This is a genomic window from Burkholderia sp. M6-3 (assembly GCF_050858985.1).
Classification (GTDB): Bacteria; Pseudomonadota; Gammaproteobacteria; order Burkholderiales; family Burkholderiaceae; genus Paraburkholderia; species Paraburkholderia caledonica.
This window is the reverse complement of sequence record NZ_CP110091.1, coordinates 721,764-736,330: the sequence shown is the minus strand read 5'-3', so window position 1 is coordinate 736,330 and position 14,567 is coordinate 721,764. Positions and strand designations below refer to the sequence as shown.

The 14,567-nt window shown below is 63.1% G+C and carries 11 protein-coding genes; 9 read left to right on the top strand and 2 right to left on the bottom strand.

Annotated features, from left to right (window positions below):
* Positions 1-8: 8 nt before the first annotated feature.
* The gene (locus OH764_RS20590; protein WP_498850560.1) at positions 9-1,253 is read right to left on the bottom strand and encodes a phosphatidylserine decarboxylase family protein; all 1,245 of its coding nucleotides are present in this window, start codon (positions 1,251-1,253) and stop codon (positions 9-11) included.
* Between the two features lie 72 nt (positions 1,254-1,325).
* Here OH764_RS20590 and OH764_RS20585 point away from each other — a divergent pair, with 72 nt between their 5' ends.
* Together OH764_RS20585 and OH764_RS20580 are read left to right on the top strand one after the other, a co-directional pair.
* Positions 1,326-2,087, top strand: a complete 762-nt coding sequence (locus tag OH764_RS20585) for a PIG-L deacetylase family protein (protein ID WP_498850559.1) — start codon at positions 1,326-1,328, stop codon at positions 2,085-2,087.
* Between the two features lie 64 nt (positions 2,088-2,151).
* Positions 2,152-3,099, top strand: coding sequence for a glycosyltransferase family 2 protein (locus OH764_RS20580; protein WP_498850558.1), 948 nt, complete (start codon positions 2,152-2,154; stop codon positions 3,097-3,099).
* Between the two features lie 58 nt (positions 3,100-3,157).
* Here OH764_RS20580 and OH764_RS20575 read toward each other — a convergent pair whose 3' ends face one another.
* Complete coding sequence (locus tag OH764_RS20575; RefSeq protein WP_498850557.1) at positions 3,158-5,845, bottom strand: ATP-binding cassette domain-containing protein; 2,688 nt, start codon at positions 5,843-5,845, stop codon at positions 3,158-3,160.
* A gap of 504 nt (positions 5,846-6,349) precedes the next feature.
* On the opposite strand from OH764_RS20575, the gene OH764_RS20570 reads away from it, so the two are divergent.
* From OH764_RS20570 to OH764_RS20540, 7 genes are all read left to right on the top strand, one after another.
* Positions 6,350-7,645, top strand: coding sequence for a glycosyltransferase family 4 protein (locus OH764_RS20570; RefSeq protein ID WP_498850556.1), 1,296 nt, complete (start codon positions 6,350-6,352; stop codon positions 7,643-7,645).
* 109 nt (positions 7,646-7,754) lie between these two features.
* Complete coding sequence (locus tag OH764_RS20565) at positions 7,755-8,360, top strand: D-glycero-alpha-D-manno-heptose-1,7-bisphosphate 7-phosphatase (protein WP_498850555.1); 606 nt, start codon at positions 7,755-7,757, stop codon at positions 8,358-8,360.
* Positions 8,357-9,631: a glycosyltransferase family 9 protein gene (gene waaF / locus OH764_RS20560; RefSeq protein ID WP_498850554.1), complete on the top strand. Its 1,275-nt coding sequence runs from the start codon at positions 8,357-8,359 to the stop codon at positions 9,629-9,631. The genes OH764_RS20565 and waaF overlap by 4 nt, the downstream gene beginning before the upstream one ends.
* Before the next feature lie 24 nt (positions 9,632-9,655).
* The gene (locus OH764_RS20555; protein WP_498850553.1) at positions 9,656-11,401 is read left to right on the top strand and encodes a carbamoyltransferase family protein; all 1,746 of its coding nucleotides are present in this window, start codon (positions 9,656-9,658) and stop codon (positions 11,399-11,401) included.
* Positions 11,398-12,477, top strand: coding sequence for a glycosyltransferase family 2 protein (locus OH764_RS20550; RefSeq protein ID WP_498850552.1), 1,080 nt, complete (start codon positions 11,398-11,400; stop codon positions 12,475-12,477). The genes OH764_RS20555 and OH764_RS20550 overlap by 4 nt, the downstream gene beginning before the upstream one ends.
* Positions 12,474-13,613, top strand: a complete 1,140-nt coding sequence (locus OH764_RS20545) for a glycosyltransferase family 9 protein (RefSeq protein ID WP_498850551.1) — start codon at positions 12,474-12,476, stop codon at positions 13,611-13,613. Before OH764_RS20550 ends, OH764_RS20545 begins: the two co-directional genes overlap by 4 nt.
* Positions 13,603-14,559, top strand: a complete 957-nt coding sequence (locus OH764_RS20540; protein ID WP_498850550.1) for a glycosyltransferase family 4 protein — start codon at positions 13,603-13,605, stop codon at positions 14,557-14,559. The genes OH764_RS20545 and OH764_RS20540 overlap by 11 nt, the downstream gene beginning before the upstream one ends.
* Positions 14,560-14,567 lie beyond the last annotated feature (8 nt).

The window sequence follows — 14,567 nt, the reverse complement described above, 5'->3', positions numbered from 1 at the left end:
CAGCCGGATTACCTCGCGGTCGCAATGTGCGCATTCACCTTGACTGGCGGCGGCTTGTCGAAAGGCGGCTGCGGCACGAAACTGCTGATGACACCTGGCTCGAAGACGAGACAGCAGGTCGAACCGCCGTACTGGAAAAAGCCTATTTCATCGCCCTTGGCGACGCGCTGGCCAGGCAACGCCTCTATCATGCACGACGACACATCGGCCATGCCGACGAAGAGACAGCCGACCTGACCTATCGCGGGATCGTCGCTTTCGATAACGATCACGGCGCGGGCCGCCACCGCGGTAATGTAGCCCTGCGAATCATTCAAACCGCCGGCGTCGCGGCCTTCCGAATCGGCGTCTGAATAATAGGTGCCGTCCAGCGCGTACGCTTTCTTGATGACGCCACTTACCGGCGCATGCCACCGGTGGTAATTGAATGCACTGAGAAAGGACTGATAGATCGAGCCGCAGACAAAGCGCTGTGCGACTTCGCGCTGGCTCGCAGAAAACATATCCAATAGCGAATAAGGCTGTGACTTTATCCAGAAGGTGTCGGTCAGCTTGACGTCTGCCTGGATGTTATATGGAGCCGCCTCGCAGGCGCTGACAATGATCTTGTCGTTATCCGGCTGATCGACCGGCCGCACGCCCTCGCGGAACCGGCGCGTGAAGAAGTCGTTCCACGACGAAAAGCCCCAATACGGCTTTTCGGTATCGCAGACGAACTGCGACATGCCGATTTTCTCATCGGCCTCGGGAGAAAACCATCCATTCGGCGCCGACGTATTCAGGTGTTCCCGCGAATGCGGCCCACTCAGGAACCCGCACCAGCAATTGAGCACATGCTTAAGCCGCTGGTTCAATGCCGGGTCGCGGAACAGCGCGTAGCCGGACGGCATGCACATCGGCCAGTCCAGCACGGCATTCAACGGGCAGTGAATCAGACTGGCCTCGCTGAACGGCGGCGCATACGTCATTACGTAATCGATGATGACCATCAACTCGTCTATTGACGAATAGCCGAGCACATAACCCGCTTCGCGCGCCTGATTGATTGCACGCGTCATGTCCATCCGAAGAACGGGGTCGCCGCTCACAAGCGCGGCCAGATCTTCCACCGCCGACGTTCGCGGCGCATCCATCGCGCGAGCGCGGGCTTTTTCCGCGAGGTCGGTGCGATATCGCGCGAGATGCTCCTCGTTGGATGGCAGCCAGCCGCCGAGCCTGCGCCGCTCGGTTCCGGTTTTGTCGTTGTCTGTCATGCTCGTCCTCTCAGATCATCGGAAGCAATACGCTCACGGGTTTGCAAAGGTCATTCCTGTCAGCTTCAGGTCATGTTTATTGCCAGGCCCGCTATTTGCAATCCAGCTATTCCTGTCGTCTTTAAGCAAGTCCATCATAAAATGATGCAATCGTGCGCCCGTTTGCTCGTCGTTTCTCCACATCTCGACGACGCCGTTTTGAGTTGCGGGCTGTTACTCGCAGCTAAGCCATCTGCCATCGTGTGCACGGTGTTTGCCGCGCCACCACCTGAGAACATGTCCACTGACTGGGATCGGCAATCCGGTTTCACGGACTCGTTCGAGGCAATGCAGACGCGCAAGCAGGAGGACATTCGGGCGTTGCAGAAGCTGGGCGCGCAACCGGTACATCTGCCCTTCTGCGACGCGCAATACCAGTTGACTCCGAGGCCCGATGATCTGATCGCAGCGCTTCGCCGCACGTTCAACGAGCACACTCCAGAGAACGTGTTCTTCCCGCTGGGCATCTTCCATTCCGACCACACTTTAGTGTCGGACGCATGTCTCGCGCTCATCGATATGCCCCGCATCGCATTTCACGCCTACGAAGACGTGCCGTATAGACAGAGGCGAGAAGCGGTATCGGAGCGCATTGAAGAACTGACGAGCCGCGGCCACGCTCTGTCCTCCATCACCGACGCGGGCGCGCCGGACAATGAATCCAGCGCGCATGAGCAGATCAAGCGAGAAGCCATTGCCGCGTACGTGAGCCAGTTGCGCGCATTCGGCCCGCAGGGACAAAGCGCGCTCTACTCGACCGAAAAGTATTGGCGACTGCAGAAGGCCTCAAGCTAGTTGAAAGCGGACGGCACACGGTTTGCTTGAACGGGGCATCGCCTCGTCAAGAATAAAGAACCGCATGGAAAAAAAATCGCTTTCCCGGCGCATTTCGGTCGTCGTTCTGACGTACAACCGCGCCGATGAGCTTGTGGCCACCCTCGAGCGCCTACTCGCCCTTCCCGAAAACCCGCCCATTTTTGTCGCGGACAACGGCTCCAGCGATAACACCGTCGCGCTCGTGAAGGCGCTGTTTCCCACTGTATGCATCGTCGAATGCGGGGCGAATCTCGGCGCCGCCGGGCGTAATCGCGCCGCCGCGTATGTCGGAACGGACTACGTGGCTTTCTGCGACGACGACACGTGGTGGGAGCCCGGCTCCCTCGATCGCGCGGTGCAACTGCTCGATGCGTGGCCGAACGCGGGCGTACTGAGCGCGCGCGTGGCGGTCGGCGAGGATAACCTCACAGACCCGACCTGCTCGGTCATGCGAGCAAGCCCGCTCGGCAGCGAAGGGCTGCCGGGCCCCGCGTTAATCGGCTTTATGGCAGGTGCATGTGTTTTTCGCACGTCATTGTTTCGCCAACTGGGCGGCTACGAGCCGCGCCTTTTTATCGGCGGCGAAGAAGAACTGGTCGCATTGGACGTGCTGGCGGCCGGACATGCGATTGTCTATTGCGATCAATTGACCGTGCACCATCATCCGTCGCCGTCACGCGATAGCGGCTTGCGGCGCCGCACGCTCGCGCGTAATGCCGCGTGGATCGCGTGCCTGCGCCTGCCCTGGCCCGAGGCGAGCCGCGCGACCATGCATGCGCTCGCGACGTTCTCACGCGAAGGCACACTCGCGCGCGACGCCGTTCCGCTGTTGCGCGGGCTCGCATGGGCATTGAGACACCGCAAGCCAGTGCCCGCTAAGGTGCTAAACCTGCGCGAACGCGTACGCACAGGCGAGCGTCAAATGGCGGCGCCGGTGCCAGCCACCACCCGCACAAAGCCAACGGTAAGCAAGGTCGACGCGCGTACTTGAGCCGCCGCGCGTGGAGAGGCGCGTATGTGCGCGGCGAACGCGCACCGCCTCGAGTTTTTTATGCGCCCGTGCGCGCGGACGCCATGGCGAGATTGCGAATTTCGCCTATCAGCTTTTCCGGTGCAACCGGTTTCGAAAGATGCGCCTGAAAACCGGCCACCTTTGCTCTCACACGGTCTTCCCCCTCCGCATAGCCGGTAATTGCAATCGCCGGCACGCGGTCCTGCAGCGGCAGCTGCCGATCGGCTTCGAGGCGTCGCAAACGGCGCAGTACGTCATAACCGTCTTCGTCCGCGAGCACGATGTCGCATAGCAACGCATGCGGCCACTGTGTGGTCGGTGTGGCGGCGAACCAGTCGAGGGCCTCCTTGCCCGACGACGCGGTGCGCACGCGCGCGCCACTCGACGCAAGCACCGCCTCTAATGCGTCGAGGGCGTCTTCCTGGTCGTCGATAGCCATGACAAAGAGACCTTCTAGCGGCGCTGCGCCGTCCACTTCCGAGGTCAACGGTACCGCCGCCGAACGTGCACCTGAATCAGCGTCGGCCACCGGACGCAACGGCAGCATGGCGACATAGGCGAGCCGCCCGTTGAGCGTCATTAGCGTGAAGCTGCCGCCCGCCGCAGCCAGCGCGTCTTCCATATAACGAGCGGCCGCTTGCGACAGTTCAGCGGGTTTTTCGCCCATGCCGAGTACCGAGACCCACACCTGATTGTTATGCCGCTCGACGCGAAGCTCGATGCGCTGCCCCGGCCTCGCGTGCACGATCTCGTTGCGGCACAGCTCGGCGATCAGCGGTTGCAGCACGCTTGGGTCGCCGGTCACGCGCAGATCGTTGTCGCTAATCTGCGGGTACAACGTCACCCGCTGCGCGGCAATTTCGTCGTGCAACGCGTCGATCACACCCGCCATTAGCGCCGCGAGGCTGACAGACTGCGCGGTGAGCTTGCGCTGCGCATGTTCGAGCTCGCCCTGCTGCCATTGCAGGGACCACATCTTCGCGTACACGCCTTCACGCGTGAGCAACTCGCGGTGCGTGCCCTGCTCGACCACGCGGCCATGCTCCATCACCAGAATCCAGTCGGCGTCGACCACGGTCGATAGCCGGTGGGCGATCACAATCGACGTGCGGCCTTGCGCGAGCCGCGTCAGTTCAGTCTGGATCGCACGCTCCGAACGTGTGTCGAGCGCGGAGGTCGCTTCGTCGAATACGATGATGCGCGGGTCCTTCAGGATGGCGCGCGCAATGGCAATGCGCTGGCGCTCGCCGCCCGAGAGCCGCACACCGCGCTCGCCGACGCGGGTGTCGTAATGATCGGGCAGACGTTCGATAAATTCGTCGAGTTGCGCCGCGCGCGCCGCCCGCACCACGTCCGCGCGCGTTGCCGAGGGCCTGCCGTACGCGATGTTATAGGCAATGGTTTCGTTGAACAGCACGGTGTCTTGCGGCACGATGCCGATTGCTTCGCGCAGGCTCTTTTGCGTGACATGACCGATGTCCTGTCCGTCTATAAGAATCCTGCCGCTGTTTGGCTGATAAAGACGAAAGAGCAGCTTCACGAGTGTCGACTTGCCCGACCCGCTTCCGCCGACGATCGCCAGCGTCTTGCCAGGATAGGCATGAAAGTCCACGTCGCGCAGAATCTGCCGAGCTGGGTCGTAGCCGAAGTCCACGTGCTCGAATGAGATCTGTCCTGCGCTCACCACCAGCGGTTTCGCGGCCGGTTCGTCGATATCTTCGCCAACCCGCCCGCGCGCAGCCAGGATTTCGAACATGCGCTCGACGTTGACCATCGCGTCGTTCGTCTCACGAAATACGAAGCCGAGCGTATTCAACGGCATGCAGATCTGGATGATGTACGCATTGACCAGAATCAGATCGCCGACGCTCATGCTTCCGGCCACCACGTGCTGCGCCGCGAGCAGCATGATTGCGCCAATGCCGAACGCGATCACCGCGCTCTGTCCGACGTGCAGCGCCGTCAGCGCGCGTTGATTCGCCGTTCTGGCGTGCACCCACTTGTCGAGCACAACAGACAACCGCTGCGTTTCGGTGTCTTCGGTAGCGAAGTATTTGACCGTGTCGTAGTTAAGCAGACTGTCGACGAGCCGGCCGTCCGATTGCGCCTCAAGAGCATTCACCGCGCGCTGGAACGCGACGCGCCGCCGGGTGAACACAAATGTATACGCCCCATAGCAAACGAAGGTTGCCGCAATCGCGATCATGAATTCGCGCGCGTAATTGTGGACCATGATCGCGACGATGGTGGCAATCTCGAACGCGGTCGGCACGATCGTAAAAAGCGCGACGCCGAGCAGAAAGCCGATGCCGTCGGCGCCCTTTTGCACATCGCGAACTATTGCGCCGGTCTCGCGCTTCGTGTGAAAGCGCGCACTCATGCGATGCAGATGCGCAAAAGTCCGCTCGGTAAATGCGGCGACGGTGCGCTGAGTGACGATGCTGAACACCACGTCGCGCGCTTCGTTCAATGCATCGCCGAGAAAACGCAGTAATGCATAAGCCAACACGAGGAAGACCGGGAACAGCGCCTGCGCGACCGGGTGCCCCAGCTCGTCCACGACATGCTTGAGCACGAGCGGAATCAGAACGGTGGAGAGCTTCGCCGCCACCATCAGCAGCAAGGCAGCGACAGTCTGGTTGCGATAACGCCAGACTGCGCGCATCAGGTCGGCGGCAATGCGGCGGGTCAACTGGGAACGGGGCAGCGTTGCGGAGTTCGGCATGGTGTCCTGAGAAGGCCGTGGCAGCGCGTGAACTGCAACCGGCATTAGATTCCACGAAGCGGATTCGCAAAGCGGCGCGACGAGTAACGTGCCGTCTGGCACGTGCGCCTAGGGCAGTAGTGAGACACCGCGGAGCACACCGCGCAGCAAACCCTGCGCCCGCCGCCGGACAAAACTTAGCATAGACGACACATTAGCGGGACGCGATGAGAGCCGCACGTTGAAGAAAATATTTTCGTCTACGTCGCTGACGCTGATCGAACTTACATGGCCGCTTGTAGAAAAAGGGAACGCCACACCGTTTCCTGACGCGAAAAAAGGGAACGCTACAGCGCTTCTCCGCACCCAACGCCCTATTGCGCTTCGCGCATCAATCAGAGCGCATAGGCACACCGCATGCTGATGCCGGATAACAGCGTTGTATTGCGTGAAATTGCATACGAGTGCTCAGCAAAACGCGCCATGGACGCCCCCGCTAATGCCAATCTCCGCGAAGGAATGTCAATGAAGATCGCCCTCATCAGTGAACACGCCTCGCCCCTCGCCGTCGCCGGAGGCGTCGACAGCGGAGGACAAAACATCTACGTCGCCAATGTTGCGCGTGAACTGACAGAGATGGGCCATCAGGTAGACGTGTTCACACGGCGCGACCGCGCGTTACTGCCGCTCATTTCCGACATGGAGGGCGTCCGCGTGATCCACGTCCCCGCAGGGCCGCCGATGCAATTGCCGAAAGAACTGCTGCTGCCCTTCATGGACGAGTTCGCCGCGTTCCTGATCGAATTCTTCCGCCGCGAGAAAACGCCATACGACGTCATGCACGCAAACTTCTTCATGTCGGGCCTCGCGGCATTGAAGGTCAAAGCCGCGCTCGGCGTGCCGCTCGTCACGACGTTTCATGCGCTCGGCCGTGTTCGGCGGATACACCAGGGCGCGAGCGACGGCTTTCCTGACGAGCGCTTCGCAATCGAAGACGACCTCGTCGCGCAGTCCGACGTGGTGGTCGCGGAATGCCCGCAGGATGAAGCAGACCTGATCGAGCTTTACCACGCCGACCCGGCGCGCATCGAGATCGTGCCGTGCGGTTTCGACTCTGACGAATTTCACCCGATGGACCGTGCAGCCGCTCGCGACGCACTCGGCTGGCAGCAGAACCAGTTCACCGTACTCCAGCTCGGGCGGCTCGTGCAGCGTAAAGGCATCGACAACGTGGTTCGCGGCGTGGGCGTACTGAAGAAAGCCTTCAGGACTTCCGCGCAACTCTACGTGGTGGGCGGCAACTCCGACGCGCCGAATGAAAAGGCCACGCCGGAAATCGCGCGCCTTCGCGGCATCGCGCGTGAATGCGGCGTGGCTGAACAAACCATTTTCGTGGGACGACGTGGGCGCGCGCAATTGCGCTACTACTACAGCGCCGCAGACGTGTTCGTGACGACGCCCTGGTACGAGCCGTTCGGCATCACACCGGTCGAGGCGATGGCTTGCGGCACGCCGGTGATCGGCGCCGATGTCGGCGGCATCCGCTATTCGGTTGCAGACGGCATCACCGGCTTTCTCGTGCCGCCGCGCGATCCGGCGGCGCTCGCCGCGCGCCTGAACCAGTTGCGGCGCGACCCCGCGCTCGCGCGCAGGATGGGCGAAGCAGGCGTTGAACGCGCGCGCAAGGAGTTCACATGGCGCGGCGTGGGCGAGTCGCTCGCGCAGATCTATATGCGCACCGCGCGGCTCGTGCCCTCCAAAGTCGCGGAAGACCGCGTGGAAGTTCCGCTGCGAGCGGCGGCCGGCGCATCGTTCCGTTAGGCGCCGCGCAGCATTGCAGTGCTGATAGCGCAGCCAGTTGTGTCGAGCCGGCGCGGACGCATGGTCCGCTTGCGGCGATTCCGCTCACATTTTCTACATCGCCTTTGTCATGCTGCGACCCGCTGTATTTCTCGACAAAGACGGCACGTTGCTCGAGGACGTGCCCTACAACATCGACCCTTCGCTGATGCGCCTCGCACCGGGCGCGCGCGAAGCATTGACGCTGCTCGCGACCCAGCCGTTCGAGCTGTTCGTGATCAGCAATCAGTCAGGTGTCGCACTCGGCAAATTCCCGCGAGCGGCGCTAAAGAACGTGGAAGCCGAACTCACGCACATGTTCGCCGAATCCGGCGCGATGCTATCTGGCGCGTACTGGTGCCCGCATCATCCGGACGGCACCGTTGCGCCTTATTCGACCGCCTGCGATTGCCGCAAGCCGGCGCCAGGCCTGTTGCTGCGCGCAGCCCGCGAGCATCGGCTGGACCTCGCGCGCAGCTGGTTCATCGGCGACATTCTCGACGATGTCGAAGCGGGCAATCGTGCCGGATGCCGCACGATTCTGCTCGACAACGGCCATGAGACCGAGTGGATAGAAGGACCCCAGCGCGTTCCTACTGCGCGCGCCGCGGATCTGCACGAGGCCGCCCGGATCGTCGCAAGCGCTATGGGAGCAGCGGCGCCGCCCGCGCCCGCCGGCGAGGAAACCGCTCGATGAATGCGCCGCTGCTGATCGCCCAGCCGACACTCGCTCACGCTCGCGTGCCCGACAGCCCGCAGCTTGCGCATTGGGGCGAGGACGTCAAGCGCATTCTGTGCGTGCGGCTCGACAATCTCGGCGACGTGCTGATGACCACGCCCGCGCTGCACGCACTGCGCGAGTCCTCACCCGGCCGCCACATTACGCTGCTTGCGTCGCGCAGCGGCGTTGCACTCGCGCCGTTTCTCGACGATGTCGACGACGTGATCGAATACGAAGCGCCATGGGTCGCGAATCCGCCGACGAGCGCGCGTTCGCTTGCCGACGATCAGCGCATGCAGGAACGATTGCGGCGCGGCGGCTTCGATGCCGCCGTGATTTTTACGGTCTATAGCCAGAGCCCGTTGCCCGCGGCGATGCTGTGCCATCTCGCGGGCATTCCGCGGCGGCTCGCGCATTGCCGTGAGAACCCGTATGAGTTGTTAACGGACTGGCTCCGCGAGCCGGAGCCGCAGCAGCGCACCCGTCATGAGGTGGAACGGCAATTGGACCTCGTGCGCCAGGTCGGCGCAGAAGCCCCCGACACGCGTATGCGCTTCACGGTGCAGGAGTCGGACCGGCGAACGCTTGCAGAGAAGTTGACCGCGAGAGGCGTGCACAGCGGCGCAACAACCGACACGACGTGCATCGTGTTGCACCCCGGTGCAACCGCCGCATCGCGGCGCTATCCTCCCGAGCGCTTCGGTCGGATCGCGACGCGCCTTGCCACCGAAACCGGAGCGCCGCTTCTGATCACCGGCAGTGCGAGCGAGCGTCCTCTCGTCGACGCGGTGATCGCCGCCGCAGCGCCTCGAGTTCGCTCACAACTGCACGATATGAGCGGCGCGCTCACGCTCGGCGAACTGGCAGCGCTGATCGAACAAGCGAGCGTGCTTGTGTCGAACAACAGCGGGCCGGTGCATCTCGCGTCCGCGCTCGGCACGCCGGTGGTCGATCTGTATGCGTTGACCAATCCGCAGCACACGCCGTGGCAGACGCCGAATCGCGTGCTGTTTCGCGATGTCGAATGCCGCTGGTGTTACCGCAGCGTGTGTCCTCAGCATCATCATGCGTGCCTGCTGGGCGTCACGCCCGGCGAGGTCGTGAAAGCGGCGCTCGAATTGCGCGCCGAAACACGAGCTCGCGCAGCCTCCGTCGACTCCGACGCTCACCGCTCGAACGCTATCGAATTCAACGCCCACCACAGCGACGCGGCGCCGCCGCTCGCCGATGAACCCGTGGCTCCCTGAAACCCACTCCTACTGCGAACGCTCATGTACACACTCGGAATCAATGCCGTCTATCACGACAGCGCCGCAGCCCTGCTGCGCGACGGTGTGGTGCTCGCCGCCGCCGAAGACGAACGCTTCACGCACGTCAAGCATGCGAAGCGCCCCGTGCCCTTTTCGACCTGGCAACTGCCGTTCGACGCGATCGACTACTGCCTGAAAGCCGCCGGCATCACGCTGGCAGACGTCGATCATGTGGCCTACTCATACGATCCGAGCCTCTTTGGCGGCATGCCGAAGCGTCCCGGCGCGACTATCGAATTGCCGTTCGATCCGGCCAACACGCGTCTGTCCGACCCGTCTGCATCGCCGTGGGACCCGCTCTTTCTCAGCTATATCGCGAACGCCAAGGGCCAATTGCTCGACGGCGCGCCGCATCACTTGCGCAGGCGCTTTCAGGGTGTGGACCGCGACAACGGCTTCAAGTGGCATTTCGTCGACCATCACCTCGCGCACGAGGCCAGCGCGTTTCTCGCCGCCCCTTTCGAGGATACGGCGGTGCTCACCATGGACGGCCGCGGCGAAGGCGTGACGACCAGCATGGGCCAGTTCGTCGACGGGAAATACACGCGGCTCAAGCAGGTCGAACTGCCGCACTCGCTCGGACTGCTGTATGAAGCGGTAACGGACTGGCTCGGCTTCCTGCATTCGTCCGATGAGTACAAGGTGATGGCTCTGGCGTCGTACGGCAAGCCGGAATACCTCGATGTGTTCCGCGATATCGTGCGTTATCGCGGCGACGGCAGCTATACGGTCGACGCCCCGCGCCTCGTCAAACGCTTCGGTCCGGCACGCGAACGCGGCGGCCCGCTCGAACAGCGCCACTTCGATATTGCCCATTCGTTGCAGCGTGTGCTCGAAGAAACGGTGCTGCAACTCGCGGGCTGGCTGCATGAGAAAACCCACTTGAGCAAGCTCAGCATGGCAGGCGGCGTCGCACTGAACTGCGTGATGAATTCGAAGCTGCGCGACGCAGGTCCATTCGACGATGTGTGGGTTCAGCCCGCAGCGGGCGATGCGGGCACCGCGCTTGGCGCAGCGTTGTGGATCGATTCTCGCGAACGCGGCGAGCGCGGCGATCACAAGCGTCATTGGGTAATGGACCACGCGTACCTCGGTCCCGAATATCCGGAACAGGAAATCGAACAGTTCCTGCAATGGTCGAAGGTGCCGTACCGGCGGCTCAACGACATCGCCGGCGAGACCGCCGACCTGCTAGCGAGCGGCAAGGTGATCGGCTGGTATCAGGGCCGCACTGAGTTCGGTCCGCGGGCACTCGGGGCGCGTTCGATCCTCGCCTCGCCGGTCGATCCGCACATGCAGGCGAAGCTCAACGAGATCAAGGATCGCGAGGACTTCCGCCCAGTCGCGCCGGTCGTCATGGAAGAACATGCGAGCGAATGGTTCGTGAACGGCCAGGTCGCACCGTTCATGCTGTTCGTGTTCGACGTACGCGCCGACAAGGCCGAGCGCATTCCGGCAGTGCGTCACGTGGACGGCACCGCGCGCGTGCAGACTGTGAACCGTTCGCAGCATCCGCCCTACTACGATCTCCTGTCTGCGTTCAACGAGCGCACCGGGGTGCCGATTCTCGTCAACACGTCATTCAATACGCGCGGCGAGCCGATGGTGAATTCGCCCCGCGATGCGGTCGAATCGTTCTGGACTTCGCCGCTCGACGCGCTCGTGATCGGCCCCTTCCTCGTCGAGAAAGCGCGGAGCGGCGCATGAGTCCATCCGCTACGCGACCGATGGACGTAGGAGGCAGCTTCGGCCATCCGCATAGCGAAGCGGAGCCGATTGCAGCCGGGTATCCGGGCGTGTTGCTGGCGCACCTCGACGTGTCGGTGGTCGTGCCGACTTATCGGCGGCCCGACATGCTCGCGTCGTGTCTTCGCGCATTGACGGAACAGGACTTTCCCGCAGATCGCTACGAGATCGTGGTCTGCGACGACGGTCCCGACGAAGCGACTCGCGCATGTGTCGCGCGCATCGCCGGCGAGCAGGCGGAGCGCGGCCTCGCCGTGCGCTACGTGCCGGTGACTCGCACACAGGGTCCCGCAGGCGCACGCAATGCCGGTTGGCAACATGCGCGCTCGCCGGTGATCGCCTTTACCGACGACGACACGTTGCCCGATCCGCAATGGCTGCAAGAAGGGCTTGCCGCGATTCGCCATGGAGCGGCAGCCGCCGCGGGCCGGATCGTCGTGCCGCTGCCCTCTTCGCCGACCGACTACGAGGCGGATGCGAGCGGCCTCGAGCGTGCGGAATTCGCGACCGCCAACGTATTCGTAGCGCGCAGCTTTCTGACGATGACAGGTGGCTTCGACGAGCGTTTCACCTCGGCGTGGCGCGAAGACTCCGATTTGCAGTTCACGCTGCTGCAAGCGGGCGGCAAGATCGTGCGTGCAAGCGATGCGGTGGTCGTGCACCCGGTGCGCCCCGCGCGCTGGGGCGTCAGCATCTCGCAGCAGAAGAAGAGTCAGTTCGACGCGTTGCTCTACAAGAAGCACCCCGAACTGTTCAAAACGCGGATTCGCTCGTCGCCCCCATTGCTGTATTACCTCATTCTCTGCGCCGCATTGGCAGCGCTAGTCGGCGTTTTCGTGGGCGATGGCAATACCGTGACGCTAGCAGTGTTGGCGTGGTTCGCATTGACGGCTTATTTCTGCGCAATGCGTTTGCGCGGGAGGGACCGCAGCTTGCGCCACATTGCCGAAATGGCGTGGACGTCGATCCCGATTCCATTCCTGTCGATCTTCTGGCGACTCTACGGTGCTGTACGTTACAAGGTGCTCTTCTTATGAATGCAGACTCGTTCATCGCCTCTGCCGCGCCGCGCCGCATAGCGATCTTCCGTGCATTGCAACTGGGCGACATGCTCTGCTCGGTGCCAGCGCTGCGAGCGCTGCGCGCAGCCGCGCCGCAAGCGCACATCGCGCTGATCGGCTTGCCGTGGGCGCAGTCGTTTGTCGAGCGCTACGCCGATCTCGTCGACGAACTGGTCGTCTTTCCTGGAGCCGCAGGCTTTCCCGAGCAACCCGAATCGGACGAAGGGCTGCCCGCATTCCGTGAATGGATGCGCGCCCAACGCTTCGATCTCGCAATCCAGCTTCATGGCAGCGGCGGCATTGCGAACGATCTGCTGCTTGAGTTCGGTGCCAACGCTTATGCGGGCTTCGTGCAACCGGACGAGCGGCCGCGTGAAGGCGTGTTTATCGACTGGCCAGACGACCTGCCAGAACCCGAGCGCTACCTCGCATTGATGAGCGCGCTCGGCGCGGAAACCACCGAGCGGCAATTGTCGTTCCCTCTTTGCGAGCGGGATGGCGATGAATACGCGTCGTTAGTGGCCGCGCATGGCATCGAAGCGGAGCGCCTCGTGCTGGTTCATCCAGGTGCGCAATTGCCTTCGCGCCGCTGGCCGGTCGAGCGTTTCGCGGAAGTCGCGGACCGCCTCGCCGCCGATGGCTGGCAGATCGCCATCACCGGCACTGCGGCGGAAGCGTCGCTGACTGGCGCGGTGCTCGGTGCGATGACCGCGCCCGCGTTGCACCTCGCCGGTTCGACATCGCTCGGCGGACTGGCCGCGTTGGTCGCGCACGCGCAACTCGTCGTCTGCAACGACACGGGTATTTCACATATCGCCGCGGCCATGGGGACCGCATCCGTCGTCGTCGCGTCGGGCAGCGATACGCGCCGATGGGCACCGCTCGATCACGAGCGGCACCGCGTGCTTGCCGACTATCCGCCGTGCCGCCCGTGCATGTTCCGCGAGTGTCCTTACGGCCACCCTTGTGCCCTGAACATCGGCGTGGACCGCGTCGTCGAGGCGGCGCGCGCGCAACTGGCCGAAGTTCGTGGCGCGCATCCGGCCGGTCCCTGCGCATTGCATACGCATGCCGAAACCGGATCCTTCGAGGAGTTGCACCATGCTGCGTAACTGCCGCCGTCTCCGTGTGCTGACATGGCACGTGCACGGCAACTACCTGTACTACCTGACACAGGCGCCGCACGATTTTTATCTGGTGACGAAGCCGGATCATCCGCCTGGCTATGCGGGCAAAGTGGGCGTGCTGCCGTGGGGCGACAACGTCCACGAAATCAATGCGGACGACGTGCCGGATCAGGAGTTCGACGTGATCCTGTATCAGCACAAGACGCATTGGGAATACGACCGCGAGCATGTGTTGAGCGACGCGCAGCGCCGCTTGCCGCGCGTGTATATCGAACACGATCCGCCGCAGGAAAATCCGTTCCAGCAATGGCATTGGGTCGACGACCCGGACACGCTGCTGGTTCACGTCACGCACTTCAATCAGTTGATGTGGGATTGCGGCGTGACGCCCACGCGCGTAATCGAACATGGCGTGGTGGTGCCGGAAGGCGTGCACTATACCGGCGAACTGGAGCGCGGCATTGTCGTCGTGAATCATCTCGCTCAGCGCGGCCGCCGCCTCGGCGCCGACGTATTCGCCGATGTGCGCACGCGCGTGCCGCTCGATCTGGTCGGCATGGACGCCGAGCGGCTCGACGGCATTGGTGAAGTCGGCAATCTGGATCTGGCCGCTTTCAGCGCGCGCTATCGCTTCTTCTTCAACCCGATCCGCTGGACCAGTCTCGGCCTCGCCATCGTAGAGGCGATGACGATCGGCATGCCGATCGTGGGCCTCGCGACTACTGAACTGGCGACGGTGATCCGCAATGGCGAAAACGGTTTCGTGCATACAGACGTGAATGCGCTTGTCGACGCAATGCATGAACTGCTTCGCGATCCTGCGGAAGCAAGGCGCCTCGGCGAGGGCGCGCGACGCACGGCGCTGGAGCGGTTCCATATTGACCGTTTCGCGCAGGACTGGCACGACGCGCTGCTGCAAGTGACCGCGTAGGCCAAAGA